The 16,508-nt window shown below is 65.2% G+C and carries 14 protein-coding genes; 3 read left to right on the plus strand and 11 right to left on the minus strand.

Going from position 1 to position 16,508, the window contains the following annotated elements; genetic code table 11:
• Position 1: 1 nt before the first annotated feature.
• The 9 genes from G6N53_RS00350 to G6N53_RS00390 form a co-directional block, all read right to left on the minus strand.
• Complete coding sequence (locus tag G6N53_RS00350) at positions 2 to 2,392, minus strand: heavy metal translocating P-type ATPase (RefSeq protein ID WP_163886441.1); 2,391 nt, start codon at positions 2,390 to 2,392, stop codon at positions 2 to 4.
• Positions 2,393 to 3,174: 782 nt separating this feature from the next.
• Positions 3,175 to 3,633: a hypothetical protein gene (locus G6N53_RS00355; RefSeq protein ID WP_163681152.1), complete on the minus strand. Its 459-nt coding sequence runs from the start codon at positions 3,631 to 3,633 to the stop codon at positions 3,175 to 3,177.
• Positions 3,634 to 3,752: 119 nt separating this feature from the next.
• Positions 3,753 to 4,094: a DUF3703 domain-containing protein gene (locus tag G6N53_RS00360; RefSeq protein WP_163681149.1), complete on the minus strand. Its 342-nt coding sequence runs from the start codon at positions 4,092 to 4,094 to the stop codon at positions 3,753 to 3,755.
• Positions 4,095 to 4,129: 35 nt separating this feature from the next.
• On the minus strand, positions 4,130 to 6,256 hold the full coding sequence (locus G6N53_RS00365; protein WP_163681146.1) for a heavy metal translocating P-type ATPase: 2,127 nt from the start codon (positions 6,254 to 6,256) through the stop codon (positions 4,130 to 4,132).
• Positions 6,249 to 6,635, minus strand: coding sequence for an ArsR/SmtB family transcription factor (locus G6N53_RS00370; protein WP_163681143.1), 387 nt, complete (start codon positions 6,633 to 6,635; stop codon positions 6,249 to 6,251). The genes G6N53_RS00365 and G6N53_RS00370 overlap by 8 nt, the downstream gene beginning before the upstream one ends.
• A 126-nt stretch (positions 6,636 to 6,761) precedes the next feature.
• Entirely contained in the window at positions 6,762 to 7,730 is a 969-nt protein-coding gene (locus tag G6N53_RS00375; protein WP_163681141.1) for a sterol desaturase family protein, read from the minus strand.
• Positions 7,731 to 7,777: 47 nt separating this feature from the next.
• Entirely contained in the window at positions 7,778 to 8,557 is a 780-nt protein-coding gene (locus G6N53_RS00380; protein WP_163681138.1) for a helix-turn-helix domain-containing protein, read from the minus strand.
• A 163-nt stretch (positions 8,558 to 8,720) separates the two neighbouring features.
• Positions 8,721 to 9,344, minus strand: a complete 624-nt coding sequence (locus G6N53_RS00385) for a methyltransferase family protein (RefSeq protein WP_163681135.1) — start codon at positions 9,342 to 9,344, stop codon at positions 8,721 to 8,723.
• A 44-nt stretch (positions 9,345 to 9,388) separates the two neighbouring features.
• Positions 9,389 to 10,174 carry an adenylate/guanylate cyclase domain-containing protein gene (locus G6N53_RS00390; RefSeq protein ID WP_163681132.1) on the minus strand — a complete coding sequence of 262 codons (786 nt, stop codon included), beginning with the start codon at positions 10,172 to 10,174 and terminating at the stop codon, positions 9,389 to 9,391.
• A 374-nt stretch (positions 10,175 to 10,548) separates the two neighbouring features.
• On the opposite strand from G6N53_RS00390, the gene G6N53_RS00395 reads away from it, so the two are divergent.
• The 3 genes from G6N53_RS00395 to G6N53_RS00405 all read left to right on the plus strand — a co-directional run bounded on the left by G6N53_RS00395 (position 10,549) and on the right by G6N53_RS00405 (position 13,067).
• On the plus strand, positions 10,549 to 10,980 hold the full coding sequence (locus tag G6N53_RS00395; protein WP_255729376.1) for a methyltransferase family protein: 432 nt from the start codon (positions 10,549 to 10,551) through the stop codon (positions 10,978 to 10,980).
• A 44-nt stretch (positions 10,981 to 11,024) separates the two neighbouring features.
• Positions 11,025 to 11,756, plus strand: coding sequence for a ZIP family metal transporter (locus G6N53_RS00400; protein WP_163681125.1), 732 nt, complete (start codon positions 11,025 to 11,027; stop codon positions 11,754 to 11,756).
• Between the two features lie 129 nt (positions 11,757 to 11,885).
• On the plus strand, positions 11,886 to 13,067 hold the full coding sequence (locus tag G6N53_RS00405; RefSeq protein WP_163681122.1) for a flavin-containing monooxygenase: 1,182 nt from the start codon (positions 11,886 to 11,888) through the stop codon (positions 13,065 to 13,067).
• 386 nt (positions 13,068 to 13,453) lie between these two features.
• Here G6N53_RS00405 and G6N53_RS00410 read toward each other — a convergent pair whose 3' ends face one another.
• Both G6N53_RS00410 and G6N53_RS00415 read right to left on the minus strand, forming a co-directional pair.
• Positions 13,454 to 14,215 (minus strand): serine hydrolase, encoded by a 762-nt coding sequence (locus G6N53_RS00410; protein ID WP_163681276.1) that lies wholly within the window; start codon positions 14,213 to 14,215, stop codon positions 13,454 to 13,456.
• A 335-nt stretch (positions 14,216 to 14,550) separates the two neighbouring features.
• Positions 14,551 to 16,476, minus strand: a complete 1,926-nt coding sequence (locus tag G6N53_RS00415; RefSeq protein ID WP_163681119.1) for a bifunctional copper resistance protein CopD/cytochrome c oxidase assembly protein — start codon at positions 16,474 to 16,476, stop codon at positions 14,551 to 14,553.
• Between the last annotated feature and the right edge of the window lie 32 nt (positions 16,477 to 16,508).

Below are 16,508 nucleotides of genomic sequence, written 5' to 3' on the forward strand. Positions count from 1 at the left end.
GTTACGACTTGGCGCCCGCCTCCGCTGACGCCGGTACGGGAAGCTTCAATCTCTTCAGCATCAACGCATTGACGGCCACGATGAAGCTGGAACCTGACATCGAGAGGGCAGCGATCTCGGGCCGCAGCACCAAGCCGAGCGAAGGTACGAAAACCCCAGCCGCGATGGGCAATGCGATCACGTTGTAGCCGACCGCCCATCCAAGGTTCTGCCGCATCTTTCGTAGCGTGCCCCGTCCAATCCGCAGCGCGATCGCGACGTCGAGCGGGTCTGATCGCATCAACACCAGATCTGCGGTTTCGATGGCGACGTCGGTGCCTGCACCGATCGCCACGCCGAGATCAGCTTGGGCGAGCGCCGGTGCGTCGTTGACGCCGTCGCCGACCATGGCGACCTTCTTGCGCTGTCGTTGCAATTCAGCGATCTTGGCTGCCTTATCACCTGGCAGCACCTCGGCGATGACCGTGTCGATTCCCAGTTGCGCGGCGATGCGATCGGCAGTGGCCTGATTGTCGCCACTGAGCATGACCACCTCGACACCGAGGTCGTGCAGCGCGGACACCGCTTCGGCAGACGTCTCGCGCACAGCGTCCGCCAAGGCGATGACACCGACTCCCCGGCCGTCGACGCCCACCAAGACCGCCGTGCGTCCGCTGGCGGCGAGTTCGTCGCGGCGTTGCATCAACACGCCGAACTCGACGTCCTCCTCGACCATCAGCTTGCGATTGCCGACGGCAACGCGGCGCCCATCTACCGTCGCGACAGCTCCGTGACCGGGCACGTTACGGAAACCAGTCAGTGACGCCGAAGCGATCCCGTGCGCGGCCGCGTAACGCACGATCGCCCCCGCCAGCGGATGCTCGGACTCAGTTTCGACCGCAGCCACCATGGCGAGTACTTGATCCTCTGGAATGCCGTCGACGACGACGTCGGTCACTTCAGGCTCGCCCTTGGTCAACGTGCCGGTCTTGTCCATGACGACGGTATCGATGCGCGCCGACGTCTCCAGCGCGGTCGCATTCTTGAACAACACTCCCCGCTTGGCGCCCAACCCGGTGCCCACCATGATCGCGGTCGGAGTCGCGAGCCCCAACGCATCGGGGCAGGTGATCACCACGACGGTGATGGCGAACAGCAACGCGGTCTGGACACCGGCGCCGACCGCCCACCACACCAGGAAGGTGGCAGTGCCGCCGATCAGCGCCACCAGAACCAGCCAGAACGCTGCCCGGTCGGCGAACCGCTGCCCGGGGGCTTTGGAGTTCTGCGCTTCCTGAACCATCGCGACGATCTGTGCCAGCACCGTGTCGGAGCCGACCTTCGTTGCCACGACCCGCAACGTGCCGGTGGTGTTGATCGAGGCGCCAATCACCTTCGAGTCCGGCGCCTTTGACACCGGCAGGCTTTCCCCGGTGACCATCGACTCGTCGACGTCTGACGTTCCCTCGGCCACCGTGCCGTCGACGGGAATCTTGGCACCTGGGCGGATGAGCAGGAGGTCACCCACTGCCACCTCGGCGGTGGGAGTTTCCACCGGCTCACCGTCGCGCAGAACAACTGCCATCGGGGGCGCCAGCTCGAGCAGGGTGCGAATTGCATCGTTCGCGCCACCGCGAGCTCGCATCTCGAACCAGTGCCCCAACAGAACAAACGCCGTCAGCACCGAGGCGGCCTCATAGAACACCTCACCGCCGCCGGTCAGCGTCACCCCGAGGCTGTAGAGCCAGCCTGCGCCGACCGCCACGGCAACGAGCACCATCATGTCCAAGGTGCGGGCCCGTAGCGCTCGCCAGGCACCGTCGAAGAAGATCCACGCCGAGTAGAAGACGACCGGCAGGCTCAGCAACAGGGTGAACACGTCATCGCGAAGCCCGAACGGCGCAGGCACGGTGAACCCGAACATGTCGCGGCCCATCGGCGACCACAGCATGATCGGGATCGACAACGCGAGCGCTACTAGGAATCGGTTGCGCATATCGCGGACCATGTGATCCATCGACATGCCGGCGTGTCCGCCGCCGTGACCCATCGCTTCTTGCGGAGTTCGTGCCGGCGCGGCCTCATGCGCATGCACCTCCCCGGCTGTCGGCGACGGAGCCGACGTTGGCTGCTCGTGCAGGGTGGCCGATGGGTGGTGATGGGGCTCGGACATCGGATCGCAGACGTGATCTGGCACCGACCGCCCCGCGCAGTGGAAGCCGCAGTCACGTATCCACCCGGCCAGGTCAGCGACCGAGGTCGTCGCCGGGTCGTAAACAACTGTCGCCGTTTGATTTACCGCATTGGCTTCGACCGAAGTCACGCCCGGACGTCTAAGCAGAGTGGCCTCCACCACCGCCGTCGAACTTGCCCAGTTCAATCCGTGTACGTCGAGAATCGTCGACTTCGTCATGGCGTCTCTCGTTCAGTGTTACCAGAGCGGCTCCGATGCCCTGCGACCTGCGCTGTCCTCGCCATCCCCATCCCGCATCCTTAAGGCTAGTCATCTCAATCGCTCACCCTTCCGGTGATCGATAAGCCTGCAGTGCTGGTTCGACAAAGATTCGATGAAGATTGCGCGCAACACGCAACGAAAATTTCCTGTGGCCGAGACGAAAGCCAGCATGACGGCCCACATGGCCGCGCGGGCTAGGAGACTCAGGTGCGCTCGGCGAGGTTCAGATGTGCTGCCCGCCGTGCTTCACCACTACAGCGAAACTCGCCCCCAGCCGGAGGATGTCCCAAAGTAGCCAGCATCGCCGCCGGTGCCTGCGGTGTCGCCTCTCTGTCATGAGCCCCCACGCCATCGAGACTACGCACCCTGCCAGCCGCCGCAGCGTCGGGAAAGTTCGTAAACAACGTGTTGCGACACCGCCCGTTACGGCCACGTACCGCCGCCCAGCCTGCCCCCAGCCGACACACCAGCCACGCCCCTCCAGGTGAGGGCCAGACTCACCACGGCGTGGGCTGTTCGCCAAGCAGCGCTGCCTGCACTGCGGCGGATCCCAGCCGTGCCGCACCGCGTCGCGTTATGGCACCGATGGTTCGCGCCGCACGTCGCGACTGTCGAAGCGCCGCAACGCATAGCGGCCACCGGGGCGCATCCGCTCCATGTTGCCGCTCTGGCGGCCGACCTTATCTGGGATGACGCCAGCCTCGGCATGTGGCTTTCGGGGTTGTCAAGACGCCCGTCCCTCAGCCGGGAACAAGTCGCCACATGCCCCACCATGCGACGGGAGCAAGAGCGAGGACGGTCCACATTCCAGGGACGTAGGCAGTGATTCCGCTGGGGTTCAGCCAGGGAAAGACGGCGAAGTGAGCGAGTTCAGTCAGACCCATGGAGGCGAAGAATGTCCAGGCCAGGTAACGACCTAGGGGGTGGTTGCGGCGCATCAGGATGGGTGTCAGCAGCCAAGCGCCAACCGACACCGCGACGAGCAGCAGGACTGGCAGGGATGTCGCGGAGGGTTTGGAGGTTCCGGTAACCGTCGCCATAAACGCGAAGAACTCCATCTGCTTTTCTTCGACGCGGTGACGTAGGAAGAGGCTCAACGCAATCCAGAATGGCATTCGGACATCTGCCCAGTGCCCGCCGGCGGGGAAGAACAGCCACAGCAGGAGGCCGCCGGCAAATCCGGCGGTGAAGATCGTCATTGTCAGTAGGTCGAAGGCCCACCATCCCAGGCCCAGCGTCGCAGCGGTGATCCCCGTTGCGGCCGCGACAGCCCAGCGGGGTCGTTCCGGCAGGCGTTTGGTAAGCGGCGCCGTCGGTTTCATCTGTTGGTGAGGGCGGCGAGGTCGTCGGGAATGGGCATGGGTGTCATGAGGCCGGCCGTGACGCGGCCGGTGTTGCCGACGGGATAGCGGCCAGTCAGTGAGCCGGGGGCAGCGACGATGAGTCGCACGACTTGGCCGATGGCTTCGCGGCGGTCGTGCTGGCGTAGCGCCAACGCAAGCATCGCGGCGTGGTTGCAGGTGTGCAGCCACGGATCCGGTTGCGAGACAACGTGTGCGCGCTCCAGATGTCGCCACCTGGCCGCGGGGTCGGTCGCATACTTCGCAGCCGTCATCTCACCTCGATAGACCCGCCGAGCACGCTCACTAATCCTTGGCATTGAGCTGACTCCTGTCGCGCGGAGAAATGGTGGTGTTATCGGCGGTTGGTCTCTGTGGATGCGGTCGGGTCACCGGCCGGTGGAGGTCCGGCGGGAGCGCAGCAGTCACATCCGTGGTCGTTTGATGCAGCTTCTGCCGCGACCAATGGGAGGTTGAGTTTGGCGGCTGGCGACTGCGTCGACTGTGGGCCGCAGCAGGGGTCGTCGAGCGTGGGTGCCGGGCCTATGTCGATCGAGTGAGTTGTTGACCGCACGGCAATAGCCGACACGCCAGGCAGGGCGGTGATGCGGGCGGCGCGGATGGCGTTGAGGATGACGAAGACTTCTGCGGTTTCGTGGATCAGGACCACGGTGGCCAGGCCGAGGACACCGAATGCGGCCAGTGGTATCAGGACGGCGATGATGGCCAGCGAGAACGCGATGTTCTGCACCATGATTCGCCGGGCGCGCCGCGAGTGGGCCAGTACCTGGGGTAGGTGGCGAAGGTCTTCACCCATCAGGGCGACATCCGCGGTTTCGATGGCGACATCAGTACCCATGGCGCCCATGGCGATGCCGATGTCGGCGGTGGCTAGCGCAGGAGCGTCGTTGATGCCGTCGCCGACCATCGCGATCGGGCGACCTTGCGCAATGGTTCGCAGTAGAGCTGCTTTGTCCTCGGGAAGCAGCTCGGAGTGCACGTTCGTGATGCCGGCCTCGGCGGCCACTGCTTCGGCGGTGCGGGTGTTGTCACCGGTGAGCATCGCCACCGTGATCCCCAATCGCTTCAAGAGACTGACGGCCTCGGCGGCTTCGGGGCGAAGTTCATCGCGTACCGCGATGGCGGCGACTGGCACGTCGTCGCGGGCGAGTACCACCACGGTGGCGCCGGCGGCCTGCAGCCGCTCCACGTCGGCGGCGAGTGGCCCGGGGGGTACCCAGGTGGGTTTCCCGAGGCGCAGCCGGCGGCCGTCGAGGTCACCGTGCAGGCCGTGCCCGGGTATTGCGGTCACGTCGCTGGCGGTCGGTGCGTCCCCGGCGGCAGTCATGATCGCTTGGGCGAGTGGGTGTTCGCTGCGCGCCTCCAAGGCGGCTGCCCACCTCAGCGCCTCATCGGCGCTGAAGTCGTCGGTGGTGACGACGTCGATGACACGGGGCTTATTGCGGGTGAGCGTGCCGGTCTTGTCCAGGGCGACGACCTTGATACGGCCGAGCTCCTCGACTGCGGCGCCGCCCTTGATCAGGGCGCCGTGGCGGCTGGCGGCCCCGATGGCCGCGACCACGGTCAGCGGGACAGCGATCGCCAGCGCGCACGGTGAGGCGGCCACGAGCACCACCAACGCCCGCTCCAGCCACAGCATCGGGTCACCGAAAACCGCGCCCACTACGGCGATACCTACGGCCAATGCCATGATCGCCGGTACCAATGGTCGGGCGATCCGATCGGCCAGTCGTTGGCCGGCGCCCTTGCGTTCCTGGGCTTGCTCGACGATGTGCACGATCCGCGCCAGTGAGCTGTTGGCGGCCAGGGCGGTGACCTCGACCTCGATCGCTCCGCCGCCGTTGATGGCGCCGGCGAACACGTCGCTGCCGGGGCCGGCTTCGACGGGTACTGACTCGCCGGTGATCGCCGACAGGTCGAGGCTCGTCTGTCCGGATCGGATGGTGCCATCGGTGGCGGCGCGTTCACCGGGCCGGATCACCATGACGTCACCGACGACGAGATCACCAGGAGCAACGGTGATTTCACCGCCGTCCCGCAGTACCGAGGCCTTGGGCGGCACCAGGGACAATAGGGCGCGCAGCCCGCGGCGGGTGCGGCTCACCGCGTAGTGCTCCAGGCCTTCAGCGATCGAGAACAAGATGCCCAGTAGGGCGGCCTCGGCGAACTGGCCCAAGGCCACCGCACCGATCGCGGCGATCGTCATCAACGTGCCCACCCCGATGCGACCGTGCCGCAGATTGCGGATCGCATCTGGCACGAACGTGATCGCACCGGCGGCTACCGCAGCCAGCTCGACGGCGTGCGCGGCACCCTCGAAGCCGGCCCGCCCGACGAACCAGCCCGCGGTGAGCAGGACTGCAGCCAGCGTCGCGAACTGCAATTCGCGAACCTGCCACAGTTTTTCGGGACCCGCTTCGGGTTCGGCGGCACCCTGCGGCCCGCAGCATGCATCAGACACGATCGGGTTCCTTTCCAGCAGCCACCGTGTCAACGCCGCCGAGCACCAAGTCGGTCAACTGGCGCCCGCGCTCGGTCAGCTGGTACATCACCAACTTGCCCTGACGCCGCGAGGACACCAGCGAAGCGTTCTTGAGTTGGCGCAGATGGTGCGACACCAAGCCCTGAGGCAGTCCCACCACCCACGCCATATCGCACACGCACAACTCGTCACCGGCCGAAAGCGCGGCCGCGATGGACAACCGGGTCGCATCGCTCAGGCCGCGCGCCGCAGCGGCGGCGGCTTGGATGGTGGCACTGTCGGGCACCGTAGCCCGGATGGACTCCGCGTGCGGCAGGTCCAAACAGAGAAGATCGCAGGCATCTACCGGCTCCGTCATACCCACATACTAACGTATGTTTATATGAATTCGACGGGGTCGGGGCAATCCTGACCGACACCGGGTTTAGTCGGAGGATCTGCGGCGCCACCGCGCGACGTCCGGTTGCCGCCCGTGGGCCAGCCATCAGCAGCGATTCTTCGAGAGCGGGTCGGAGATCGACGTCTGAGTGGCGCCGGTCGGCGTTGTGGTGGCCTCCGACGCACACCCGCCGCGTCGAGTGAACGGGTAGATCATCTGGCGCAGATAACTGTTGGGGTAATCAGGCTTGGCGGCCATACCCAGCTGACTGGAGTCGAATCGCCTTGCGGGATCATAGGAAAAGGTCCGCATGAGGTGATCCCACAGCAAGGTGAACAGCCCGAAGTTGACGTCGCCGATGCCGGCCCACTTCAGGTGGTGGAATCGGTGGCCCTCGTTGAGGGCCAGGACGTACTTGGCAGGGCCGATGCGGTACTCGGCGTTGGAGTGTTGCAGCAGCAGTTGAATAGCGACGGCCAGGGCGAGGGCTGATGCGACATCGACGGGCAGCCCGATCAGGATCAGAGGTGCGACGCCGGCGGCCATCTCCACGGTTTGGTGCAGCGGGTGTTTCATCAGGCCGTTGAGGCCGTAGAAGCGGGTGACGCTGTGGTGCACCGCGTGGAAGCGCCACAGCACGCCGACCTTGTGGCTGGCCAGATGTACCACGGTAATGCCGAAGTCGGCGACCAGGATCGCGGCGAGGACTTGCGTGACGAATGGCCAACTGTGTGGCCACAACTGGGGCGCGGGGACGATGGCGGCGAGCAGCGGGATCGCGGCGACGCTGGCCAGAATGAGGGTTTCGTTGACTGCGACGTGGATGCGGTCGCGCATGCCATCGGCGCGATCGTGGTTCCACTCTGAGTCGTACGGGATGATTCGCTCCACCAGGAGCGCGGTTGCGATTGCGACTGCCAGAATCGCGAGCAGCCAATATTTTGGGGCGCCAGCGGCGGCTACGGCGATGCCTGCGCCGTTGAGTCCGACCAGCATGAACGGCACGTAGCCGTAGCGGGCCACTGCCTGGAGCGCGGTGGTGGACGGCGAAGCCGCACGGGAAGTTGTACGCATGCCTTGATCGTCGCGGTAGCCACCGGGCCAGGGCTTGAATGATTCGGCTAGCTGCTGGGGTCGAGGTCCCAGGACACGTGGCGACTCAGCACCGAGGGCGGCAGGCCGAACATCTCGCGGGTGGTGCGAGTGAGGTGGGCGCTGTCGGCGAAGCCTGCACCGTGCGCGGCGCCAGTCAAGTCGTCCCCGCCCTGGACCAGAGTGATCGCAATCCGCAGCCGTGACCACAACACATAACGCCGAAGCGGGATTCCAACCTGCTCGGTGAACAGGTGAGTGAAGCGGCTCGCCGAAAGGCCCACCTGCGCCGCGAGTTTGGTACCGCTAACGGGACCGGCTGCTACAAGAGCTGGCAGCAACCGCAATGCATGGTCGACCGAGGAGTGTTGCGCCGGGACATCGCGATCGGAGGTAGCGGGTGCAAGGTGCGCGGCTACGTCGGCGACCACGGTGGCAAGCGGTCGGCGCGCAGCGGAGGCGAACGCCGAGCTGATGACCCATCCAGCGTCGATCGCCCGCAGATGCGCAGCTCGTCCCGGCGCTGATTCCGGCTCCAGGAAGATCACTGTGCCGTCCTCGGCACCGCCCCAGATTCGATGGACCGTGTCGGCAGGCACCACTACCTTCGTGCCCGTGTGTGGCGCTCCCTGCTCATCGAGGACCGTCAAAGGCGTTGTCGCCATGATGATCTGCACTGCGTGGTGGGCGTGGGTATCGGTGGCACCGATAGACCCGGCGAAGGCCAGCACTCCCGACCGGAGCAGCGCCGCACCGCGCCAGCGCGGCTGGACGGCGTCTGCGGAGTTATTCGTCTCCGGGTCGATCATCGTTCGAGGTGTTCAGGCGGCGGTGCCGTAGTAATTGCCAGAACGCGAGTCCAGAGGAACAGGCGTCGTAGACGTATCGCTCCGCATGCACGGGTCACTGTTGGGCGCCGTCGCGCACGGCGATACCTGCGCAACGATAGGGCTCGGACGGGCGTGAGCGCCATCAAGCCGACGGTCCCCTGACAGGTGACCGACCGATGCGGGGAACGAAACGTCCGACGCGGCCGACGTAATCGCGGTAGCGCTCGCTGTGCGTGCGGTGCAGATACGGTTCCTCCACGAAGCGGACCTGCAGCTCGATCGACGTCAACAACAGAACAAACCCTATGATTGCCAGCGGATTTGGCGCCATCAGCGCTACGCCGGCACCGAAAATCAGCATTGCGGTGAAGATCGGGTTGCGGACCCAGCCAAACATTCCACGGTCCACGAGTTGGGTGGTTTCGCCGGCGTCGACGCCGATGCGCCACGAGTCACCCATCGACTCTTGCGCCCACAACGTCGTGGCGATACCGACCACCGCCGCCACGGTTCCCAGCGCCCCAAATACGGGGGCGCCGAGCGTGGCGATAGGCGACAGCCAACCGGCTACCTGGAGGATCGGCGCGAGCGCACCCACCACCATCGCGACCACGAAGCCGGCACCGGCGAGCCACTCTAACGACCCGGGCCGTCCATGGAAGCCGCGCATACCCGTGGACCCTGTACGGCGCCACTGCCGATAGCTGCGCCACCCGAACCCCAAAACGATAAATATCCCGTAAAGCATCAGTGCTGCCGTTGCCATCGTGGCCCCTCCATTCAATTCGTAACCGTTGTGCGCACGAGCGACTACTCCGCGACCGAAGAGTCCCTTGCAGATCGGGCCAGTGTGTCGAATCGGTCGGCGCAAGCCGCCGAGCAGAAGCGGTAGGTTCGGTCACCACGGCTTCGGGTGATCGCGGCGGACGCGGCGGTCACATGTAGCCGGCACACCGGGTCGACGTGCTGCTGGTGTTCCTCGCCGATGTCCACTGCGAACAGTTCCATCCGGTTAGCCATGTTTCTGATGCCGACCAGCCCGAGCGCTTCGACGGGAAGTCCGAGATCGGCGGCGGCCGCGGCGACGTCGCGGCCGAATACGATTCGCCCAGGTGCAGCGAGTGCTGCCAACCGCGCCGCGGCGTTCACAATCGTCCCGAACACATCGCCGCGCCGTCTCACCACCGTTCCCGCGCTGACCCCCGCACGAAGCATCGGGAAGCCCTCGGCACGCCTGGCCGCAACGCCCAAGCGGCGCAGGAAAGCCAGCGCCGCAGGTGCGTCCGCACTGGCGACCATGACGGCATCACCCATCGTCTTGATCAGCTCGTCGCCGGGCCCCAGCGCTTCGCCTGCCATGCCTGCGAAGTCCTCGGCGAACTGGGCAGCGACGTGATCGCCATGAATCTCGGTGAGTGCGGTGTAGCCAGACATGTCGACGAACACGATGGCCGCATTGGTGTCGACATGGTCGAGAGTCGGTTCAGCACTTGCCTTGGCCGTCACCGCCTGGAGCTGTGTCCCCGTCCGCGGACTCGCAGGCCGCCCCGTGCGGTTCGGCGCAGTGACCGTCGTGGGTGTCGTCGCTCGCTTCATGAGATCACGATACATAGCCATATGCGCATGTGTCTATATATAGTTGCCGCGCCGTGGTGCCGAGCGAACCATGAAGGCCGGGAACGCCGACCGCTATGCACCGCAGTTCTCACCGCCTGAAGTGGTTTGCCACCTCGCAATAGTGGCAATGGCGCCTTCATGCCAGAGATCCGCCAACCTGACACAACAACGTTGGTCCACGGGGCGCATGCCGTTCGCTTCGAGTCCATTGCAAATGGCGGCCGTCAGAGTCGGTCTACCGCGTAATGCCGACCCAGAAACTGCATCGCATGAACCTCCGGATACCGGTCCTGTCTCGGATGGCAGACGACGTGCAAAACGGTGGCTCGCTGCGTCGCTCGACCGCCATTCTCATGTGGAGTGCATATGCTGCTCACGCCGCGGTCACAGTATGGGCACTCGCGAAACCAGACAAACAATTGAAGTCCCCGCGGTGGGCAATTCCGGTCGGCTGGGCTGCTGCCGCAGGTGGGGCTGGACTATGCGTCGCAGCGATGAGCCGCTTCGCCAGCGCAGCTGAAGTAGAGGGAACCCGCAACGACGCCCTCGCCACGAGGGGTATCTATCGCTACTCCCGCAACCCGCAGTATCTGGGATACGTCGTCGCCCTGGGCGGCGCGGCGGTGGGTCGGCGTAGCCTCACCGCCGCCGGACTCACTGCTGCAATCGCTGGCGCCTACGCGTTATGGGTACCTGTTGAGGAACATCAGGTCGAGGTCCTCTACGGCGAGGACTACAGACGGTACGTACGCGAGGTGCGCCGATGGTGGGGCCGACGACTTTAGCTCGCTGTGCAGATGAGGCACCGGCTCGACATTGAGGGGGTCCCGTGGAGGGTTTCGCTCTAGTTCTTGCGCTGGCCGGTCTGCCCGCTGCCGGCAATTTCCTGGGCGCGGTGGTCGCTGAGCTGTTCAACGTGTCGGCGCAGGCGCTGAGCATTGCACTTCATATGGCAGCCGGAATCGTGCTCGCTGTCGTCGGCCTCGAGCTCATGCCCGAGGCACTGAGAGCATCGCCTGCCTGGATACCCATCGTCGGCTTCGTCGCAGGAGGGGCCTTCTTCATAGGACTTGAGCGGACCATAGGTTATCTGCAGGCGCGCCGCGATGGCAGCGAAACTAGGACGGGGCCGTTGGCCATCTTCTCCGGGGTCTCACTCGACTTGTTCAGCGACGGCGTGATGATCGGCACCGGAACGGTACTCAATCCTGCTCTGGGGCTTCTGCTCGCGCTGGGGCAGGCCCCAGCGGATATTCCGGAGGGATTCGCTGCAGTCGCGACACTTCGCCGGGCGAATGTGCAGCGTGTCAAACGCCTCCTCATGGCGCTGACGTTCGCTGTGCCGATCCTGGTGGGGGCGTCCTTAGGGTACTTCGCTTTGAGAGACGCGCCGGAGATTGTGACGCTGACCATCCTCGCTGTCACCGGGGGTGCGCTGTTGAGCGTGGTCGTGGAGGAGATGCTGACCGAGGCCCATTCTGGAGCGACCTCTCGCTGGGATCCTGTGTTCTTGACGGCCGGCTTTGCCCTCTTCGCGCTGATTTCGGTGTACGCCGGATGATCCTGCTCGACTCACGTTCCGACCACGGCCCGCCTATCGGCGTCGAGCGGCTCGGCCGCCGCTCCAGGAGCTTGGCGTGATTGCACCACGGCTATCCCCCAGAAGCCACCAGGAAGGAGCAGAATCTCCATGGCGACGTCATTTGATTGCGACGTGATTGTGATCGGTGCCGGTGCTGCCGGTGTTGCCGTCGCCCGCGTGCTTGAGAATTCCGGATTGTCGGTCCGCCTGCTTGAAAAGGCCGAACGTGCAGGAGCCAGCTGGTGGATGCGTTACGACGGTTTGCGGCTCAACACGACTCGTTGGCTTTCCGATCTCCCGCTGACACGAATGCCGGCGAGATACGGACGGTGGCCGCATCGCCAAGATTGGGCCGCTTATATCGAGGATTACGCCGCAACGCTAGGTGACACCGCTTTCGGTGTGACGGCTCAACGCCTGAACAAGAAGTCCGCCGGGTGGCTGGTTCAGACGGACATCGGAGCGATGTCGGCGCGTTTCGTCGTTGTCGCCACCGGCCATGACCGGGTGCCGCAGATACCGAAATGGTCTGGAGTTCAGAGCTATTCGGGGACGCTGATTCACTCGTCGCAGTATGGTCGCGCCCAGGACTTTCGCGGACAGAAGATTCTCGTGGTGGGCACCGGTAACTCCGGGGTCGAGATCGCCACCTTGCTCGCCGATGAGCCTTCCACGCAGGTTTCGTTGAGCGTGCGCAGCCCCCCACTGCTATTGAAACGAGAAATCGGCGGGATACCGGTCACCGTGCTCGCTGAGATTGGCCGCTTCCTGCCTGATGCTGTCCTCGACTTCGTAGGCCTCAGCGCGCACCGGTGGATGTGGCAGAACCTGGCGCCCTACGGGCTTGGCGATACTGCCAAACGACTCTCAACGATGCGCCACACCTACTACTCCCCACCCTTGGATAGCGGCTTCGCCGCCGCCGTGCAGCGCGGCGCGATTCACCTACGGTCGGCTATCGCCGGGTTCGACGGCGCCGCCGTCATTTTCGAGACCGGCGGGTCCGATGCCTTCGACGTCGTCATCGCTGCCACGGGCTTTCGGCCCGGTCTCGAACACCTCGTCGGCCACCTCGGCGTACTCGACGACTACGGCGAGCCCGCCGTGACCGCCGGTGCACAGCACCCCGCTGCCGCCGGCCTGTTCTTCGCCGGATTCCGTTTCGGGTTATTCGCGTTACTTCCTTACCTGGAGGGCGACGCCAGGGCGATCGCCCTGGCGGTATCGGGCCACGCTCCTCGCCTATGGACACTTCGGCGCATCCTCAAGCTTCCGCTTCTGGCGCCCTGACCTGATTTCTTGGGCGAGTACGGTGTCGTGGCGCTATCAGGGTTCGCCGTCTCGACGTCCGCGCCGCGGAGGCGGTCATCGCCTTTCACCGTATTGCACTGGGCCGCAGGCCCATATGCACGGTCAGGTAATCACTTTCACGTTGCTGTAGAGGGTGCATGCCATGACTGGCTTGCGCCCGTGCGAGCTATTTCCGTCGCGCCGCCGACGCGCTAACTCGAAGAGGACCCGGCTGCGCGGCTATGCCGAATCGAACGGACAACGCGTCGGCGACAAACTCCAGGACCGGTTCTCGGCCGCGGTCAGACTTGAGGTCCACGGTGGCCGAACGCTTACTGCGGTTGGGTCTCGCGACTGGGCCCTAGGCCCACTGGTGGTGAATTTGGCTAGGTGGAGGCCAGCAGAATCTGCGCGAGGCGCGTGGTCGTTTCCACGCCATCGTCGTAGCCGCCTTCCCCGTCGAGCGAGTTCATGATCGCCAATGTGTAGCGCTGTCGAGGGCCGGCGAAACCGACGCTGTTGACGACCCAGCCGCCCTGTTCTCGGGACCACCCGTTCTTGTTTCCGGGAGTCATGGCCGGGCCCGCTCCCCACACGCCCCATTGCTGGTTGGCGTCGAGGTGCTGCATCTCCGCAACGATGGCCGCGGTCTGGGCCGCAGGCAAGCTGGTGAGGGTGTAGTTCATCAGCCGGTCGAGGTCGTCGCTCGTGGCCTTCTGAAAACCCCAGTACGGGTACGTGCCGCTGAAACCCTGCTGCGGTTGCAGGCTGGTGAGTCCGTACGTGGCAAAATTGCGGTTGAACGCCATGTTGTCAGGTCCGCTGTAGCGTTCCCAAAGCGTATCTGCAGCGTCGCTGTCCGAAGAGTGCATCATGTCGGCCATGAGTTGGCGGTCGGCCGGGGTCAAGGTGATCTTCCCGGCATGTGCCCGAGTCAACAGGTCGACCACCATCGCCAGCTTGATGGTGGATGCGGTCCACATCATCGTGGTGGCCGCGTTGTTTCGGTGAGCCTGTCCGGTCGTCCGGTCGCGAAGCACATACCCGACCGTGCCCGGACGAGTGGCAAGGTAAGCGTCCGCCTGTGCGATGCGCTGTCCGGTCTCAGCCACCGCGACGGGCGTCGGCGCGAAGAGCAGAACGGTTATGGCGACCAGTCCGGTGACGACGGCTTTCACGGTCGTAGCTTGTCAGCCCCAGTGGCAATCAAGGCCGACGGCACGCCGGGTAAGCCCCGATTCCTACTATCCACCTCCGTACGTGGACGCTTGATGACGACCTGTTAGCTGTCGCAGCTAGTGGTGCGACATCGGCTCGTTGCCCGTTCGGCGTAAGCGGGTGCCGCGCCATATCATCTGCTACAGAAGGGCGTCCTCGTGATGGGCGATCGCCCTACTCGACACCGAGCCAGTGCCACGGCACATGGTCCACCCCGGGGACGAGCGTTGAGGCGGCGGACATGCTGACAATACCGTCATCGGCATCATGAGCCAGGGCTTGGCGCGGCCGTCCTCAGTTCGGTCGCAGTCGAGCGGCGGCGCTGGACGATCAGCACCGCGAGCGTCGCCCCCACTGCCAGAAGCCCGCCGGCAGCGATCATTTGGCCTCCCAGCCGCTGGTCGCCGAGCAAGTCCGCATGCCAGCTCAGTTTCAAGGAGCGGTAGAAGACGTCGCCGAGAACCTCGCGCATGTTCAACACCACGACCCCGGCAATGGCGAACTGCGAAAACGCGCACAACAGTATTGCGATCCGGCCCCGCCCGGGCATCATCCGTGGCACCGATTCGACGCCGCTGACGGAGGCGAAGAACAATGCGCCGCTGAGCAGGAAGTACCCGATCATCAGCATGTGCGAGGCGTGTTCGCTCACGGCGGCATCGAACACCACTTCGAGGCAAAGACCGTAGACACCCATTACGAGAAGGGTTAGCGCCGTCCACGGATGCGTGATGAAACGCAGCAGTGACGAATCCAAGGCGATGACCAGCCATTCGCGTGGGCCAGGCACCCCGTTGGGGTCGACTGCCTGCAATGCCTTCAGCGCCAGGGTCACCGGTGCGCCCTGCACGAGCAACACCGGCACCACTATCGTGAGTATCAACTGAGCGACAGCGTGCATGCTGAACATTGCCGCCATGTACATGCCAAGCCCCGATGAAGTGGCGAACAGCAAAGCCAGGCAACCGATCAGCCATGATACGGTGCGTCGCGTTGACCACGGGGCGCCGCGGCGAGCCAGCCGATACACCGCAGCAAGGTAGATGCCGGCCATGACTATCGCAGCCGTGCCGAAGATCAGGTCGAACCGCCATTCGACGAACACCCGCGCGATCGTCGGCGGCTCGGCGAGATCGAAGCCGAGCACAGACTCGGCCGGAAGCGGTTCGCGCGTCGCGGGCGGCGGAGGCGTGCGAGCCAACCCGACCGCGACGCCGACTGCGACGCCAAACAGGGCGGCTTCTGTGAGTGCGAGGCGCAGCAGCGGTCGGCGCGACGTCGGATCGCGCTGGAGCGCAACGATCGAAGTCCGTCGCTGCCACCAGCCGATCACACCGAGGCCGGCGAGCGCTGCCACCTTCCCCACGACGAGGAGCCCGTAGCTGCTGTCGTAGATGTTCGACACATCGATCCGCACCGCCGCATTGACGATTCCGCTCACGGCCATCGACGCAAAGCACCACAGCGCCAGACCCGAGAACCGCCGGGCGGCAATGTCGGTGTGGCTGCCGCCGCGCAGCGCGTGCCCGAGCAGCGCCAGCAATCCGCCCGCCCACAATGTTCCGGCAACCAGGTGAATGATCAGACTGTTGGTTGCGATGTCGTGTGAGCCGCCCGACGAGGAATGCCCCGTCACGGCCAGCGGCATCAACGTCATCAAGCCGCCCGCCAGCAGGGCGGGAGTCCACGACCACCGCAGCACCGTCAGGCTCGCTACGGCGACGACCGCCGCCAGAATCGAGGTGGTGCGCCATGCCGCGCTGGTTTCGACGAGGTCGGCCGCCGACCATACGTCCAGCGGTGTGAGCTCGGTCAACGGTACCCCCGACACGTCGGAGATCGTCAGCGCCACCAACAGCGCCGCGCACACAGCCCATACGGCACAGGCGGCACCCCCGACCCTGAGCGCCCGGTAACCGTCGGCGTCGAGCACTCCACTGGACTGCGGCGGCACGAGGAACGCCGCGAACAGGAAGTGTCCGATCGCCACCATCGCAGCGATCTCTCCGGCAGCGCGCACGAACGACAGGCCGTAGGTAGTGAAGGGCCCCGGATCGCTCAGCCCGGTCACCGCAAGTACCTCAGGCAAAGCTAAAGCGCCGATCGCCGCAGCGGTAACGCCCGCAATCGTTGCAACACCGAGCAACACAGCTCGCACCGTCCCGCGCCGGGGAGAGGCGGACGTGGCCATCACCACTCCGAACCGGCGGTGTCTTCGCCGTC

The organism is Mycolicibacterium hippocampi (genome assembly GCF_010723735.1).
Lineage (GTDB): Bacteria > Actinomycetota > Actinomycetes > Mycobacteriales > Mycobacteriaceae > Mycobacterium > Mycobacterium hippocampi.